The organism is Microvirga ossetica, from assembly GCF_002741015.1.
GTDB classification, from domain to species: Bacteria; Pseudomonadota; Alphaproteobacteria; order Rhizobiales; family Beijerinckiaceae; genus Microvirga; species Microvirga ossetica.
The window spans coordinates 2,100,190-2,115,630 of record NZ_CP016616.1; the positions used below are offsets into that span (position 1 = coordinate 2,100,190).

General features: G+C 63.4%; 16 protein-coding genes. 12 read left to right on the forward strand and 4 right to left on the reverse strand.

Annotation, left to right across the window (positions count from 1 at the left end; all coding sequences use genetic code 11):
- Window positions 1-89: 89 nt before the first annotated feature.
- A complete protein-coding gene (locus BB934_RS09910) occupies window positions 90-980 on the reverse strand; it encodes a LysR family transcriptional regulator (protein ID WP_099509478.1) in 891 nt (296 codons plus the stop codon).
- Window positions 981-1,108: 128 nt separating this feature from the next.
- Between BB934_RS09910 and BB934_RS09915 the strand changes: the two genes are divergently transcribed.
- The 12 genes from BB934_RS09915 (at window position 1,109) to BB934_RS09970 (ending at window position 12,583) form a co-directional block, all read left to right on the forward strand.
- Entirely contained in the window at window positions 1,109-2,104 is a 996-nt protein-coding gene (locus tag BB934_RS09915) for an aldo/keto reductase (RefSeq protein ID WP_099509479.1), read from the forward strand.
- Window positions 2,105-2,123: 19 nt separating this feature from the next.
- A complete protein-coding gene (locus BB934_RS09920) occupies window positions 2,124-3,002 on the forward strand; it encodes an FAD:protein FMN transferase (protein WP_173909437.1) in 879 nt (292 codons plus the stop codon).
- Between the two features lie 16 nt (window positions 3,003-3,018).
- Complete coding sequence (locus tag BB934_RS09925; protein WP_237050236.1) at window positions 3,019-3,453, forward strand: FMN-binding protein; 435 nt, start codon at window positions 3,019-3,021, stop codon at window positions 3,451-3,453.
- A 145-nt stretch (window positions 3,454-3,598) separates the two neighbouring features.
- Window positions 3,599-4,780 carry an aldo/keto reductase gene (locus tag BB934_RS09930; RefSeq protein ID WP_099509480.1) on the forward strand — a complete coding sequence of 394 codons (1,182 nt, stop codon included), beginning with the start codon at window positions 3,599-3,601 and terminating at the stop codon, window positions 4,778-4,780.
- Between the two features lie 149 nt (window positions 4,781-4,929).
- Window positions 4,930-5,358, forward strand: coding sequence for a cytochrome P460 family protein (locus tag BB934_RS09935; RefSeq protein WP_237050306.1), 429 nt, complete (start codon window positions 4,930-4,932; stop codon window positions 5,356-5,358).
- Between the two features lie 25 nt (window positions 5,359-5,383).
- The gene (locus BB934_RS09940; protein WP_237050307.1) at window positions 5,384-6,148 is read left to right on the forward strand and encodes a DUF4405 domain-containing protein; all 765 of its coding nucleotides are present in this window, start codon (window positions 5,384-5,386) and stop codon (window positions 6,146-6,148) included.
- Between the two features lie 97 nt (window positions 6,149-6,245).
- Complete coding sequence (locus tag BB934_RS09945; protein WP_099512722.1) at window positions 6,246-7,190, forward strand: alpha/beta hydrolase; 945 nt, start codon at window positions 6,246-6,248, stop codon at window positions 7,188-7,190.
- A gap of 94 nt (window positions 7,191-7,284) precedes the next feature.
- Complete coding sequence (locus tag BB934_RS09950) at window positions 7,285-8,112, forward strand: SDR family oxidoreductase (RefSeq protein WP_099509483.1); 828 nt, start codon at window positions 7,285-7,287, stop codon at window positions 8,110-8,112.
- Window positions 8,113-8,238: 126 nt separating this feature from the next.
- Entirely contained in the window at window positions 8,239-8,634 is a 396-nt protein-coding gene (locus BB934_RS09955; RefSeq protein ID WP_099509484.1) for a (R)-mandelonitrile lyase, read from the forward strand.
- Between the two features lie 163 nt (window positions 8,635-8,797).
- Window positions 8,798-10,189, forward strand: a complete 1,392-nt coding sequence (locus tag BB934_RS09960; protein WP_099509485.1) for an adenylate/guanylate cyclase domain-containing protein — start codon at window positions 8,798-8,800, stop codon at window positions 10,187-10,189.
- Between the two features lie 291 nt (window positions 10,190-10,480).
- Window positions 10,481-11,356, forward strand: coding sequence for a tyrosine-type recombinase/integrase (locus tag BB934_RS09965; RefSeq protein ID WP_099509486.1), 876 nt, complete (start codon window positions 10,481-10,483; stop codon window positions 11,354-11,356).
- A 12-nt stretch (window positions 11,357-11,368) separates the two neighbouring features.
- On the forward strand, window positions 11,369-12,583 hold the full coding sequence (locus BB934_RS09970; protein WP_099509487.1) for an IS91 family transposase: 1,215 nt from the start codon (window positions 11,369-11,371) through the stop codon (window positions 12,581-12,583).
- Window positions 12,584-13,047: 464 nt separating this feature from the next.
- Here BB934_RS09970 and BB934_RS09975 read toward each other — a convergent pair whose 3' ends face one another.
- The 3 genes from BB934_RS09975 to BB934_RS09985 are packed head-to-tail and all read right to left on the reverse strand — an operon-like array spanning window position 13,048 to window position 15,418.
- Window positions 13,048-13,656, reverse strand: coding sequence for an alkylhydroperoxidase domain protein (locus BB934_RS09975; RefSeq protein ID WP_099509488.1), 609 nt, complete (start codon window positions 13,654-13,656; stop codon window positions 13,048-13,050).
- Between the two features lie 14 nt (window positions 13,657-13,670).
- Window positions 13,671-14,336 (reverse strand): CMD domain protein, encoded by a 666-nt coding sequence (locus tag BB934_RS09980; RefSeq protein ID WP_099509489.1) that lies wholly within the window; start codon window positions 14,334-14,336, stop codon window positions 13,671-13,673.
- 35 nt (window positions 14,337-14,371) lie between these two features.
- Window positions 14,372-15,418: a putative FMN-dependent luciferase-like monooxygenase gene (locus BB934_RS09985; protein WP_099509490.1), complete on the reverse strand. Its 1,047-nt coding sequence runs from the start codon at window positions 15,416-15,418 to the stop codon at window positions 14,372-14,374.
- Between the last annotated feature and the right edge of the window lie 23 nt (window positions 15,419-15,441).

The window sequence follows — 15,441 nt, forward strand, 5'->3', positions numbered from 1 at the left end:
GCCAATACTTCGGCTTTTGGTGAATCAGAATCGGTCCATTCAGGAAAGTACGGACATACTCCTGTTGGACATAGGACGGCATCTCTGATTCAACCGCGATGCCGCAACGCATCGACGAGCAGGGTAAAGGCCGGCGTGGGCTGCCGGCGGCTTGGATAGTACAGGTGATATCCTGAGAACGGCGGGCACCAGTCGGCGAGCACCCGAACCAGCCGTCCATCGGCGAGACAAGCCTGAACCCGATCCTCGAGCAGGTAAGCCAGGCCGTATCCGGCCACTGCCGCCTCAAGAGCCATGAGCGTGCTGTTGAACACGAGCCGTCCTTCGACCCGCGCCTTCACCTCCCGATCGCCCTTCTCGAACTCCCATGTCAGGAGGCCGCCGGATTGCATGCGCAGACCGATGCAGTCGTGGCTGGTCAGATCCTCCGGTGTCCGCGGGCGCGGCCGGTTTGCGAAATAGGACGGTGCGCCGACGACCGCCATGCGTGCATCAGGCCCGATCCGGACCGCAACCATGTCCTTGGCCACCTGCTCGCCGAGCCTCACGCCGGCATCGTAGCGTCCCGCCACGATATCGGTCAGGCCGTTGTTGAGGTCCAGTTCCACCTTGATGTCCGGGTAGTCCGGCAGCAGCCGCTCCACTGCAGGCCAGAGAACCGTGTGGGCCGCATGCTCGCCCGTCGTGATGCGGATGGTCCCCGCAGGCTTATCGCGGAATTCGCTCAGGGCGGCCATTCCGGCCTCGATCTCGTCGAGGAGCGGCCCCATCGTCGTGAGGAGGCGGTCCCCCGCCGGGGTCGGCGCGACGCTGCGGGTGGTACGGGTCAAGAGACGAACTCCGAGCTGCGCCTCGAGTCCGCGCACGGTGTGGCTCAGTGCCGACTGAGAGACGCCCAGCTTCGTTGCAGCCTTCGTGAAGCTCTGTTCCCTCGCGACCGCCAGAAAGGCTTGGAGGTCATTGATGGCGTCTCGCGGCATTCATGAAAGTCCTTCATATGTTCATGCGGGTTTTAGCAGCTAGTTGGGGGTAGTCCCAATCACTAGATCGTTGGCTGTCGCCTCATCGACCGCTTGAGGTTCTGAGGCTCAGTCATCGGAGAACAGAGATGCAAAAGCGGACACTCGGGAGGGATGGACTGGAAGTCTCGGCCCTCGGCCTCGGCTGCATGGGCATGAGCGCCAATTACGGCCCGCCCGCGGACAGGCAGGAGATGATCGCCCTGATCCAAACGGCGGTGGAGCGTGGTGTCACCTTCTTCGATACGGCCGAAGTGTATGGCCCGTTCACAAACGAGGAATTGGTCGGCGAGGCGCTCACGCCATTGAGAAGCCAAGTGCTCATCGCCACCAAGTTCGGCTTCGATCTCGACCCGGCTACCCGGGAGCGCCGCGGTGGGGTCAACAGCCGACCCGAACACATCAAGGCCGTCGCGGATGCCTCCCTCAAGCGCCTGAAGACCGACGTGATCGACCTGTTCTATCAGCATCGTGTCGATCCGGATGTTCCGATCGAGGACGTCGCCGGCGCGGTCAAGGACCTGATCCAAGCAGGCAAGGTCAGGGCCTTCGGGCTCTCGGAAGCCGGGGCAAATACGATCCGCCGCGCCCACGCCGTCCAGCCCGTGGCGGCGGTCCAGAGCGAGTATTCCCTCTGGTACCGGGGCCCGGAGGCGGAGATCCTTCCGACGCTGGAGGAACTCGGGATCGGCTTCGCGCCCTTCAGCCCGTTGGGCGCCGGCTTCCTCACGGGCAAGATCGACGCATCCACGACGTTCGACAGCATGGACTTCCGTAACAGCGTCCCTCGTTTTTCGCCCGAAGCCAGGGAGGCGAACCTCGCCCTGGTTAATCTTCTCAAGGACGTAGCGGCCAGGAAAGGCGCCACGCCCGCGCAGATCGCACTGGCATGGTTGCTCGCGCAAAAGCCCTGGATCGTGCCGATCCCCGGCACCACCAAGCTGCATCGCCTGGAGGAAAATATCGGATCGACGGAGATTCAACTCGCGACCGACGACCTCCGTGACATCGACGCCGCGGCGTCGAGGATCGATCTCAAAGGCGAACGGCTGCCCGAAGGTGCACTAAAGATGACCCGGCTTTGATCGCGCGCGGGCAAGGGCGATGATCCGTTTCACGTTCGAGGCCATCGGAACCGCTTGGGAGATCGAAACGCCGTCGCCGCTGGAGATTCCGGCACGACGGCGGATCCTTGAGCGGATCGAGCGGTTCGACGTGACCTATTCGCGGTTTCGGTCGGACTCGCTGGTCTCGCGGATCGCGTCTTCACCCGAGGGCGGGCGTTTCACCCTCCCAGAGGACTCGATCAAGCTTTTCGATCTTTATGATCGGCTGAACGCCTGCACGGACGGTGCAGTAGATCCGCTGGTTGGGCGCGATCTGGAACTGCTCGGCTATGACCGAACCTATTCGCTGACGCCGGACATTACCCAACTCCGCAGCCATTCCCTCGCATGGCCGCGTTGGTCGAATGACGTTCGACGTGAGGGTGCATCGCTCGTTACCCGGTGCCCACTCGTGATCGACATTGGCGCGGTCGGCAAAGGATATCTCATCGATCTCATCGCGGCCATGCTGCGCGAGGAAGGACACACGAGCTTCGTCGTGGATGGCAGCGGCGACCTGCTTCATTCAGGACCAAGCCCTCTTCGGATCGGATTGGAGCATCCCTTCGACGCCCGACTCGCCATCGGTGTGGTGGATCTGAAAGATCGTGCCCTCTGCGCCTCGGCCGTGAACCGGCGCGCCTGGGGTGACCAACTGCATCACGTGATCGACGGACGCACCGGGATGCCGACACACGACGTCGTCGCAACCTGGGTTGTCGCGGACGATGCGGCCACCGCAGACGGACTCGCGACGGCTCTCTTCTTCACCCCAGCGGAGCGCCTGGCACCTGCGTTCCCGTTCTCATGGGTCCGGATGTTCGCCGATGGTCGTGCCGAGATCTCCACTGACTTCGACGGCGAGCTCTTCACATGAAGACAGGGACGGCGACATGACGATGGCAAGAAACATGAAACGGATGGTGATGATCCCGGCGGTTATGATGCTGGTGGGAGGCTGGAGCTCCGGTTCGCGCGCGCAAGAGCCTACGTCGGCTCCCTGGACAGCCACACCTCCAGCCACATCCCTGCGAAACCGCTATGCGGACGGCGTCTATACCGCGACTGGACAATACGGAAACGAGCCATCGTTCATCACGGTCGAGGCGACCCTGGCCAGTGGCATCATCACCGCAGTGGAGGTGACCCCGCACGCGACGGTTCCCCGCTCGCTCGAGTTGCAGCGTCGTTTCGCGGCGGCCGTGCCGAAGGTCGTGGTGGGCAGGCCGATCGACCAAGTGAATGTCGGCAAGCTCGCAGGGTCCAGCGGAACGCCGAAGGGCTTCAATGCCGCGATCCGGCAAATCAAAGAACAGGCCTTGCGATGATCCAGCACGGATGCCGCCGGAGCCATTCATGAGCAATGCTCATAGGCTCATGCGGCATTCCTAGTCTAATCGATCGCAGTCTCCGTGATTAGGTTCGAACCAAGCCGCCCTCCCATAGGCACAGCGATATCCAACGGAGCAAAGCATGTCAGTGACGGAAACCCGGAGAGCCGATCCCAACCGACGCAAGTTTCTGGCAGCAGCAGTCGGTGTGGCCGCAGCGCCCATGGTCGTTGGCACTTCTTTCCCGGCTAATGCCCAGCAGGGTGCACAAGGAGCAGGCAATGGCAGTCAGGGCTCCGCCTCTGCAGCCATGAGGGATCGCCGCAAGCTCGGCTCGCTGGAAGTCTCGAGCGTGGGCCTCGGCGTCCAGAACATGCACCGGACCTACCAGACGACGATCCCCAGCCGGCCCGAGATGCTCAACATCATCCGGACGGCCTTCGACCGTGGCGTGACCTTCTTCGATACGGCCGAGGCTTACGGCCCCCACGAGTGCGAGCGGATCCTGGGCGAAGCCATCGCGTCATTCCGCGACAAGGTCGTCATCACCTCCAAGTTTGGCTGGGACGTCGATCTGGAGACGGGAGAGCGGCGCCCGGGTCTCATGAGCCGCCCGGAGCGCATCAAAGCGGCCGTCGAGGGCATGCTGAGGCGCCTGCGGACCGATCGCATCGATCTCCTCTACCAGCACCGCGTCGACCCGCAGGTGCCGATCGAGGATGTCGCCGGCGCGGTCAAGGATCTGATGGCGCAAGGCAAGGTCCTGCACTGGGGCCTGTCCGAGATGGGGCTCAACACGCTGCGGCGGGCTCATGCAACATTGCCTGTCAATGCCGTCCAGAGCGAGTATTCCATGCTCTGGCGGGGGCCGGAGGATTCGGTCCTTCCGCTCTGCCAGGAACTCGGCATCGGCTTCGTCCCATGGAGCCCGCTCGGGGTGGGCTTCCTGACCGGCGCCATCGATGCCAGGACCCAGTTTGCGCAGGGTGACATCCGCGGGATCGAGTCCCGCTTCTCGCCGGAAAACCTTCCCCACAACCTCGCGCTCATTGCGCTGCTGAGGAACTGGGCCGAACGCAAGCGAGCCACCCCGGCGCAGATCGCTCTGGCTTGGTTGATGGCGCAGAAGCCCTGGATCGTTCCCATCCCGGGCACGACCCAGATGGCGCACATGCTCGAGAACATCGGTGCGGCCTCAGTACAGTTCACGCCGTCCGAGGTCACTGAGCTGAACCAAGCCGTGGCCGCGATACAGGTCCGGGGTGCACGTCTTCCGGACGCGGTGCTGGTCTTCTCGGGCGTGGAAGCGCCTCCAAAGACCTGATCCACCCCCACCATTGCAGTCATCCCGCGGAGGGGCGTGCCGAAGACAACGCGCCCCTCCGACTTGCCCCGATGCCCAACCGATATGAGGTCCTAGTGAAGTCCCCGAGAACACGTCTTCCGTTGATTGCCCTGGCCTATGCCGCCGTCATGCTTGTCGGCTGGCAGGCTATTGCCGAGAGCAATCGCGTGACGTTTCCCACCCTCGAGCAGTTGGTGCATTACACGACCGTCCGGCGCGGCAACGTGACCGAGCACATCATGACCACGCCGGAGGCCATCGAGGCCGTCAAAAAGGGACAGCCGGTCCCGTCTGGCACGCACTTCGTGCTCGTCGACTACCGCGAGGGCGAAGTCTTCCGCTACTTCGTCATGCAGAAGGGCGACGGATGGGGCGGGGAATATGACGAACGCCGCCGCACCGGCGACTGGCAGTTCCAGTGGTTCAAGCCCGACAGGACGGTCAACATGAGCGAGAACACCGCCCGCTGCCAATCCTGCCATCAGAGCCAGGCGGGAAGCGAATACCTTTATACTGGGTACCGCATTCCCCGGTTCAACGGCACGCCGATCGAATGATCCCGGGAGGCCGATCTTGAGTTCAATGTTCCTGATGCGGCTGGCGTTCGACCTGATCGCCGCCGGCCTGCTGCTGCTCGGCCTTGCCTACTGGTGGCTGGGCAACACAGTCCATGAGCTAGTGGGCACGGGCATGTTTTTGCTCATCATCGTGCACAATGTCTTCAATCGGCGCTGGTACGGCAGGGTCTCCAAAGAGAAACGTCCGGTGCGCGGGTTGTTCAACATCGGGATCACCCTCCTGCTGCTGATCGCGATGCTCGCCCTGCTCGTCACCAGCGTCTTGATCTCCAACACGCTGTCCGACGTCATGTCAGCCTATGGCGGCTTCACCGTGCGACAGATCCATATCCTCGCCGCCTATTGGGTGCTCGTCATCGTCTCTATTCATCTCGGCCTGCGCTGGCCGATGATCATGGGCCTGACACGCAACCTGTTCGGCGTCTCGAAGGCGAGTAGCGTGCGGACCCTTGCACTTCGGGCGAGTGCCGTGGTCATCGCGATCCATGGTGTCTGGAGTTCCTTCGAGCTGGGACTCGGCACCAAGCTCGCCATGCAGGTCACGCTCGACTGGTGGAATTTCGAGGAGTCGGTCTTGGGCTTCTTCATCCACTGCATCGCGATCGCAGGGCTCTACATGTCCGTGACCTACTACGCCGTGAAATGGCTCCAGCACCGAAGGAACGTGACCTCATCGATCGGGCGCAAGACGGAGATCCCGCGAGGGCTGAAGACGGCCACGCATTCCGACTGTTCGACCGTGGTCAACGATCAACAGGCTATCGGATAAATCGCAATTGGGCATCCTCGCATCGCCGTCCGCCACCAGGGCGCTCTCCCTGTTGCTGTTGTCGACCTGCGCGGTAGCAAAAGCGAACGAGGCCGCCATGGCGCATGACAGGTCCGGTGAGAGCAAAGTGCAGGTGGCGGGCGGAGCCGACGCGGTTCCTCTGTCCGCGAACAGCAGCATCCGGGACATCCTGAACCATCCGGCGTTCTCGGGGTTCGGTCGGCGGATATTACCGTGGGTTGATCGCACATATGACGAGAGCATGCGGCTAGCCGATATAGGCTCGCTCCTGCCGTACCACACGCAGGTCCGTCCCGAGACGGTGGTGGGATCGTTGAACCGCATGATCGACGATGTGGGCAAGGGCAGAACCATCTTCTACGACTTCTACACCGAAGCGCAGAAGCGAGAGGATCCGACGAAGAAGCAGACTGGGTTGTTCTTCTTCCGCGGAAAGCTGGGGGCACCCTTTGCGGTCATCGCGCCCGGAGGCGGGTTTTCCTATGTTGGCTCCGTCCACGAAGGCTTTCCGTATGCCGTCGAGATCAGCAAAAAGGGATACAACGCCTTCGTCCTGAAGTATCGGGTGGGACAAGGCGGAACGGTCGCCACCCAGGATCTGGCTGCGGCCATTTCGTACATCTTCGAGAATGCCGACACGCTCAGGGTTGGAACGCAAGGCTATTCCCTGTGGGGCAGCTCCGCGGGGGCGAGGATAGCGGCGTCTATCGGATCGCACGGCGTCGCCCGCTTCGGAGGGAAGGACTTGCCGAAGCCGGTTGTTGTCGTGATGGCCTACACGGCCCATTCAGACCATTCGTCCGATGACCCTCCGACCTTTGTGGTTGTGGGCGAGCACGACGGGATCGCGCCTCCTTCCGCGATGGAACGGCGGATTGCGGCACTGCGACAGGCCGGTACGGAGGTGGACTACCGGAAGTACAAGAACCTCGGTCACGGCTTCGGGCTCGGTACCGGCACGAGCGCCGAAGGGTGGATCGCCGACGCTATTCAATTTTGGACAAAATTTACTCGGAATTGAGACCGGAAATCGGTTTCGACGGACCTTTGGTGTCCAATTCCGGGAACAAACAGATCGGAAAGACTTGAACCCAAAGGCAGCAGAGAGAAGTTTTATGACAAATGTGATTGTCGTCATTGGAGCCGGATCGATCGGCCAAGCCATCGCGCGGCGGGTGAGTGCTGGTAAGCATGTCCTGCTCGCTGATCTGCGCTCCGAAAACGCCGATGCGGCAGCGAAAACCCTGAGCGAGGCCGGGTTCACCGTGAGCACTGCCACCGTCGACGTGTCATCGCGCGCCTCGGTTCACGCTCTGGTCGAGATGGCCACGGCGCTGGGTGAAGTCTCCGGCGTCATCCATGCCGCTGGCGTCTCGCCGACCCAAGCCTCGCCGGAAACGATCCTCAAGGTCGATCTCTACGGCACCGCACTTATGCTCGAGGAGTTCGGCAGCGTCATCGCGTCCGGAGGCGCGGGCGTCGTGCTCGCGTCCCAGTCAGGGCACCGCCTGCCGCCGCTCTCCGTCGAGCAGAACGCGGCACTCGCAACGACGCCTACTGAAGACTTGCTCAAGCTGCCGATGCTTCAGCCCGACCAGGTGAAGGAACCCCTTCACGCCTACCAGATCTCGAAGCGGGGGAATTCGTTGCGGGTGATGGCCGAAGCCGTTCGCTGGGGCAAGCGTGGTGCACGGATCAATACCATAAGCCCCGGGATCATCATCACGCCGCTCGCGAAGGATGAACTCGAGGGGCCGCGCGGCCCCGGCTACCGCCGCATGCTCGAGTTGTCAGCCGCGGGGAGAGCCGGCACCCCGGACGAAGTTGGAACCGTCGGCGCCCTCCTCATGGGTCCAGATGGCGCGTTCATTACGGGCAGCGATTTCCTCATGGATGGTGGCGTGACGGCCGCCTATTGGTACGGCGAACTCGCGCCGAAGTAACTGGCGGCATCATGCACATTTCGCCATCTAATCGCCTGGAGCCACGCACACTAGATGACCCCGCGCATACCTGATTGGAGATCGCGAACACGATCCGAGCTTTCCAATCGTTAAAGGAGAAGGACGATGGAAATCAAGAGAAGCGGTTCACAAGCCTCGGGCAAGGGACCTGCGGAATGGTTCACCGGCGTTGTCCGGGTCGATCCGCTGTTCAGCCCGCCCGATCCGGCGCGTGTTGCGGGGGCTCATGTCACGTTCGAGCCCGGCGCGCGCACGGCTTGGCACACCCATCCGCTGGGCCAGACCCTCATCGTCACGTCCGGCCTTGGCTGGGTGCAGCGCGAGGGCGGCCCTATCGAGGAGATCCGGCCGGGTGACGTGGTCTGGTTCGAGCCTGGCGAGAAGCACTGGCACGGCGCGACAGCCACCACGGGCATGAGCCACATCGCCATCCAAGAAAAGCTGAACGGCTCTCCTGTCGATTGGATGGAACACGTAACGGACGATCAGTACCGCGGGTGATCCCCGCATGCGTTAGGGCGGCAGGCTTGCACCCGAAACATTTCCGTATGGACCTAAGCTCCGGCCTGACCCCCATCGCCGTTTCTGCTCGCACCGTGCAAGGCTCTTGCCGGAATGCTATCAGGTTCAAGCTCAGAGCCTTCGTGATTAGCAGAGCGAGCACATGTCTGACGTGGCGAACCGGATCATCGGCTTTGTGTCCAGTGCCTTGCAGGCGCTTCGATCGCTTTGGTCTCATGGAAACTCACAGGATCATCTTCAGGCGAGCATTCGACAGGCGGAACTTGAAGGCCTCCAGTTCGCGTTCTATGCCCGGCTGACTGCGATCATCGTCGTGTCCGTCTGGCTCATCTGGCTCGTACCATGGCCACGCGATCTCTATTACGGGGCCTACGCCTTCGGGTTCTTCGTCCTCGGTTACCTCCCGTACCGTCTGCGGCATCATCCTCACGGCGAGGCGATTAAGCTAGGCTTTATTGTACTTGATGTCGCGCTGGTCTCAGTGGCGATCCTGCTTCCTCCTCCGGCCAGTCTCGGCAATGAATGGCCCATCCAGACCCGACTTCGCGGCCAGGAATTTCTCTATGTTCTCCTTCTCCTCGCAGAGGCCGCTCTCACCTACTCCCCAAGGAGGGTGCTCTGGACGGGCGTGTCGATCCTCGTCATCTGGTCGATCGGGGTCTTCTCGATTTACTCGCAACCGGACACGCTGCGGTTCAACGATGCGGCCGCGGAGGGAGCGCTGACGTCGGCCGCAGTCCTGGATCTCTCCTTCAAGCCTGCCTTTGTCGGCCTGACGGCATGGTATACCCAGCTTGTCTCGACCTCCCTGTTCACCCTGCTCATCACGCTTGCCGTCTGGCGCAGCCGGCGGACTCTGTTGAATCAGGTCGAGGCCGAGGTCGTGCGCGCGGATCTCTCGCGCTATGTCTCTCCGGACGTGGCCGAGGCCCTCGCCAGGCGCGGCGGGACGGCATTCGGAGAGCCGGCGACAAGGACGGTGGCGGTCCTGTTTGCGGACATCGTCGGCTTCACCAAGCTCACTGAGACCCTCTCGCCCGAGCGAACGTTCGCCTTGCTGCGCAGCTTTCAGGAGCGCAGTAGCGCCGTCGTGTTCAAGCATGGCGGCACGCTCGACAAGTACCTGGGCGACGGCTTCATGGCAACCTTCGGCTCCATCGGCCTGCAACCGGATGCGCCGGTCCGCGCGCTCGCCTGTGCCTTCGAGCTCCAGCAGGAGATCGAGCGCTGGAACCGGAAAAGATCCACTCGCGGCGCCATTCCGCTGCGCGTGTCGATTGGGATCCACTGCGGTCCTGTGACGGTCGGCAATCTCGGCGGCAGGGAGCGCGTCGAATTCACTGTCGTCGGCGACGTCGTGAACGTGGCGAGCAGGCTTGAGGAGATCACCCGGGCGGTAGGCGGCTCGATCATCGCTTCAGAGGATTGCATCCAGGCCGCGGGTGGCTCGGAGTGGCTCACGAGGTTCCAGGCATCCCGCGAGATCCAGCTCCGCGGCAGGCAGCAGGGCATCCTCGTCCACATCGCCACGTGATAGGTAATGCGTACTAGGTTACGGCTGGCCAACTTCTGTGGCCCGCCACTCCCGGCTTCCTTAATCCAGCTCTTCAAGCCAGCGTTGTGCGACCCCAAACCAACTAGCATGGAACACGCTAACTTCTCCTCTGGGCCAGAGAACGAACCCGCTCGCGCGGGAGGGCACTGCGGCTGGGGCGGTGCCATGGCTTGGGGGCGGTAACCCGCTGAACGGCACACGATGACAGGGCTGGGTCCTGTCTTGAGGATCGAGGGGTTTGGTGCCTCCACCTCACGACAGGAGCCTTCGATGTCCGAGACAGCCATCAGCCCGCTGCGCCAGCGCATGATCGATGACATGACGGTGCGCCATTTCGTCGAGAAGACCTGCACTGATTACATCCGCCAGGTCAGACGCTTCGCGGCCTTCCTCGGCCGCTCGCCGGAGACCGCCTCGCCTGAGGATGTGCGGCAGTTCCAGTTGCACCTGACCGAAAGCGGCGTGACCCCACCCAGCCGCACCGCGGCGGTCGCGGCCCTGCGCTTCTTCTTCACCGTCACCCTCGATCGGATCGATCTGGCTCGGCGTCTCACCTTGGTCCACGAGCCGCGCAAAGTACCCCTCGTCCTGAGCCCGGCGGAAGTGGCTCGCCTTCTCGAGGCGGCCCCGGGCCCCAAGTACAAGGCAGCTCTGAGCGCGGCCTATGGCGCTGGGCTGCGGGTGTCGGAAGTCGTGTCGCTCAAGGTCTGCGATATCGACTCTCAGCGCATGCTCATCCGCATCGAGCAGGGCAAGGGCCGCAAGGATCGCTATGCGATGCTCTCCCCGCAATTGCTCGAACTCTTGCGCGACTGGTGGCGGATCGCGCGGCCCCTGGTCTGGCTCTTTCCCGGCCAGAACCCGGTCAACCCGCTCACCACGCGCCAGCTCAACCGCGCCTTCCATGCGGCCGCGCAGCAGGCCGGGATCACCAAGCGCGTGAGCCCGCACACGCTCAGGCATAGCTTCGCCACGCATCTGCTGGAACAGAACATCGACATTCGCGTGATCCAGGTCCTGCTCGGGCATGCCAAACTCGAGACCACTGCGCTCTACACCCGTGTCGCCACCTCCACGATCCGCGCCGTCATGAGCCCACTCGATCGGCTTACCCTGCTGAGACCGGAGCATCAGCCGCCCGCGTAAGGCGAGGTCGTCTTGGCCCGTCCAGGGCTGGAGGTCGCGGACATCTTCCGCGACCATGGACCGGCGTGGCGCCGCGCCAATGCCGGGCATGTGAGCCTTGGCCAGCTCAAGGTGATGAGCGCAATCGAGAACTGCCGCACGGCGGCTCTCGGCGGGCACGTCGCGCGCTGCGCAGACTGCACGTACACGACCATCGCCTATAACTCCTGCCGCAATCGTCATTGCCCCAAGTGTCAGGGCGCGGCGGCCCGGGACTGGCTCGCACAGCGCGAAGCCGAACTGCTGCCCGTGCCCTACTTCCCCGTGGTGTTCACACTGCCAGCCGCTCTCGCCGCTCTCGCCTTTCCCAACAAGGCCGTGATCTACGATCTCCTGTTCAAGGCCGCGGCCGAGACGACCCTTACCATCGCGGCCGATCCCAAGCATCTCGGGGCGCGGATCGGCCTCACCGCCGTGCTGCACACCTGGGGCTCGGCGATGACGCATCACCCGCACGTGCACATGATCGTGCCGGGCGGTGGGCTGTCCCCTGACGGCACGCGATGGATCGCATGCCGGCCGAACTTCTTCCTGCCCGTGCGGATCCTTTCAAAGCTGTTCCGGCGGCTGATCCTGGAGAAGCTCGCCACGGCCTATGCGGCCGGGTATCTGCGGTTCTTCGGCGACCACGCGGATCTGACCGGTCCCAAAGCGTTCGCAGCTTTCCTGGCTCGTCTGCGCAAGATCAGGTGGTTCGTCTATGCCAAGCGGCCGTTTGCCGGACCGGAGGCCGTTCTGGCCTACCTCGCCCGCTACACGCACCGGGTTGCGATCTCGAACAGCCGGCTGATCCGCGCCGACGACAGCGGCGTGACGTTCACCTGGAAGGACTATCGGGTTGAGGGTCGCGCCCGCTGCAAGACGATGACGCTGGCTGTCGACGAGTTCATCCGCCGCTTCCTGCTTCACGTGCTCCCGCGCGGCTTCCATCGCATCCGGCATTATGGCCTCTTCGCTCACGGCTCACGCGCCGCCAACCTGACGCGAGCCCGCGCGCTGCTTGGTGCGCGTGAGCCCTGTGCAACGGTGACCGCAGACCCGACTGGCGCCACAGCTCCACCATGCCTGACGCAGCCCTGTCCCTGCTGCGGCGGGCGCATGATCATCATCGAGCGGTTCGCGCGCGGGTCTTCGCCAATACACCGGCCATCGTCCCCGAGTGCTGTGATCCGGGTCGACACCTCATGAAACCGATGGCCCCACGACGCTGCCGCCCTGCTGTTCGTCACCGCCGTTGGTCCTGCGCCAGCCACCCGGGCACTCGGCCGAATGAGGCGTATACCCCGCGAATGGAGCATCAATGGTCACCGTCGCGCCAACTCGGCCATGGCGATGATGCCCCGCTCCAGCCCACCGATGTCGCCACTCCGCTGGCGTGGACGCGTCGACGCCGATCCAGTCCCCGATCCAAAGCGCCCAAATCCCCATAGATGAGCGCACCACGCGCGGCGCCCAACTGTTCCGCAGGTTCCTTCCCTGGAGGCTTCCGGACGCCGGCCCCAGTGCATGTGCCTACGTCGCGATGGCCGGCATCCGAAACCCTTCACATTTTCGGAAGTACAGCAACTCCGATGAACTTCCGCTTCCGTGCCATGAGAGGACCTTAGGCTGCCTTCGCCAGCTAAGCAGATCGGTTTATGGCTCGACTTCACCTAAGGCTTGGCCGGTGGCGTCGGTTCGCCGAGGGACAGCATCAGCCTGTTGGCCCAGTTGAAAAAGGCTGCGCCATTGATGACGTCGACGATCTCCGGGTCGCCGAGTCCCGCCGCACGCAGTGCCCCGACCTGCTCATCGCCAAACGCGATCGGCGTGTCGGTCAATGCCACGGAAGCTTCGATGATGGCGTTCCAGCGGCTGTCGATGTCCGCCTCGACTCCCTCATCGAGCAGACGCTGAACGTCGGCGCCCCGCTTGGAATATTGCGTGGCGAACCGGGAATGGACGGACGCGCAGAAGATGCAGCCGTTGGAGCGTGAGGCGGCCGTCGCTGCGAGTTCCCGCTCGGCACGGGGAAGGCCGTTGCTCGTGTTGTAGAAGATATCCTTATCCGTTTTCGTCCTGGCCTGCAGAATATCCGGATCGCGGGCGAGCAGAAGGAAATATGGCGACTTGGCGCGCGATGCATCGACGAGGCCGGCCCAGTGCCTCTCGGTCAGTTGTTCGGTGGGAAACGGCTCAAGCCAGGGCAGCCAGCCGAGTTCTTCCTGCGTGAATGCGATAGGCTCCCGGTTCTCGGGATGCGACAGCGGTGTCTCGGTCATGGAATGGTTCCTTCTCAAACGGCGCCGGATGCCAGCACGCCCGTAAAAATCTGTGTCTGGTCGGCATCGACACTCGCGCGTGACGATGCACCTACGAGGACTCGTAGGCCCGCGACGACACGGATCTGGAAGGACAGGAAGGCCACGAGCTGCGACAGGGTCACGATATCCGTGGTCGACCAGCCGGCATCGAGCAGCCTCTGCAGCGCGGCCGGGCTCGCGTCGCGCGGATGGAAGACCAGCAGATGCGCATGCTCGAGGGCGGCGACGAGCCGGGACCCGAGACGCTCCCTGTTGTCCGTAGAGACCTGGTAAACGGGTCCCTCACTGTCCTCGATGGTGAGAGGGCCCTGCGGGTAACGGCCGTAGGGTCCTTCGACGGAGCCCCGGGCAATCTCTTCCCTGATCGCATCGGTCAGCTTGGGGTGCCCGAGCCTTTCCAGGGACGCTGCATAGAACTCGGTCACGTTGGGCTGGCGATGGAGTCCTGCCACGAAGGTGGCGACCGCATAGCGCTCGATGGCCGTGACATGGCCGGGAAGCTCCGGCTCGAACAGCGCCAGATAGCTCTTCTGCGCATACTCCCGCGCCTGCGGCCGCTGATCGCGCAACCTGTCGAGGCTGGATCCCGGCTGGACCCCGGCAAGATGATCGATGACATCCGATATGATTGTGCTCATGGTCTTCTCACATTCCGGTTGTTGGCGTGGCTGGTTCAACGCACGAGTGCAACGCGTTTTTCGAGCTTGCCTGCTGGACTCTGCCAGCCGAGGGCTGGGGCGACTTCGCTCGCGATCAGCTCGATCGACCGCAGGATGTATTCGTGCGGGGGATCGATCGAATGGACCTGGAACACAAGGTCCGTCACCCGTGGCAGGGTGGTATCCCGGCTCAGGCTCTCGAGCACGTCCTCGGGCGTGCCCACATGCGTGTCGAGAGCTGCGATGATGTCCGCCAGGGTGTCGCCCGGGATCACGTGCCCCTTGGCGGCGAAATCGGCCACGACGCGGCGCAACCCCTTCTCCGCGAGACGAAGCGCCTCATTCCTGCTGTCCGCGACGAACAGCGAACGCGAGGCGACGATCCGCGGCGCCTGCCCTTCGGGCAGCGCCTCGAGATAGGCATCGATGATGGGATGCTGAATGTCGGGCAGAGATGCGCGCGCCGCGTCCTTGGGCCGGGGTTGCGTGCGCGAGAGCATGAGACCGTCGCCGGCCTTTCCGGCGCGAATGCCTCCGCCGACGGAGAACGTCGCCTGCCAGACGCGATCGTTCAGTCCCGGAGCAGCCGGATAGAGTGTATCGCCCCCTTCAAGCGGTCGGCCGTCCCAGGCGTCCCGTACGATGGCGAGATGCCGATCGTAGATCTCTGAGCGGTGTGCGCTATCCAGGCCGAACGCCGTGAAGGATGACGGCGTGCCGCCGGTTCCGACGCCGACTTCGAGGCGCCCGCCGGACAGAAGATCCAGCACGACCGTGTCCTCCGCCACCCGAACGGGATTCTCGAGCGGCAAGGTGATGATGCCCGTGCCGAGGCGAATGGTCGACGTGCGCGCGGCCACATGGGACAGGAAGACAAGAGGCGACGGAAGACCGCCTTCCGCTTCATGGAAGTGATGCTGCGCCACCCAGGCGGAGTCAAATCCATGTCGCTCCGCGTGGACGATCTGCTCGGAGGCGAGGCGATAACGCTCGCCTGCACTCGCCTCATCCAACAGGCGGGAAAAAAAGCCGAGCCGTTTGGGCTGCGAGGATATTGTCATCGGTTTGCTCCGCTTGACCTTCT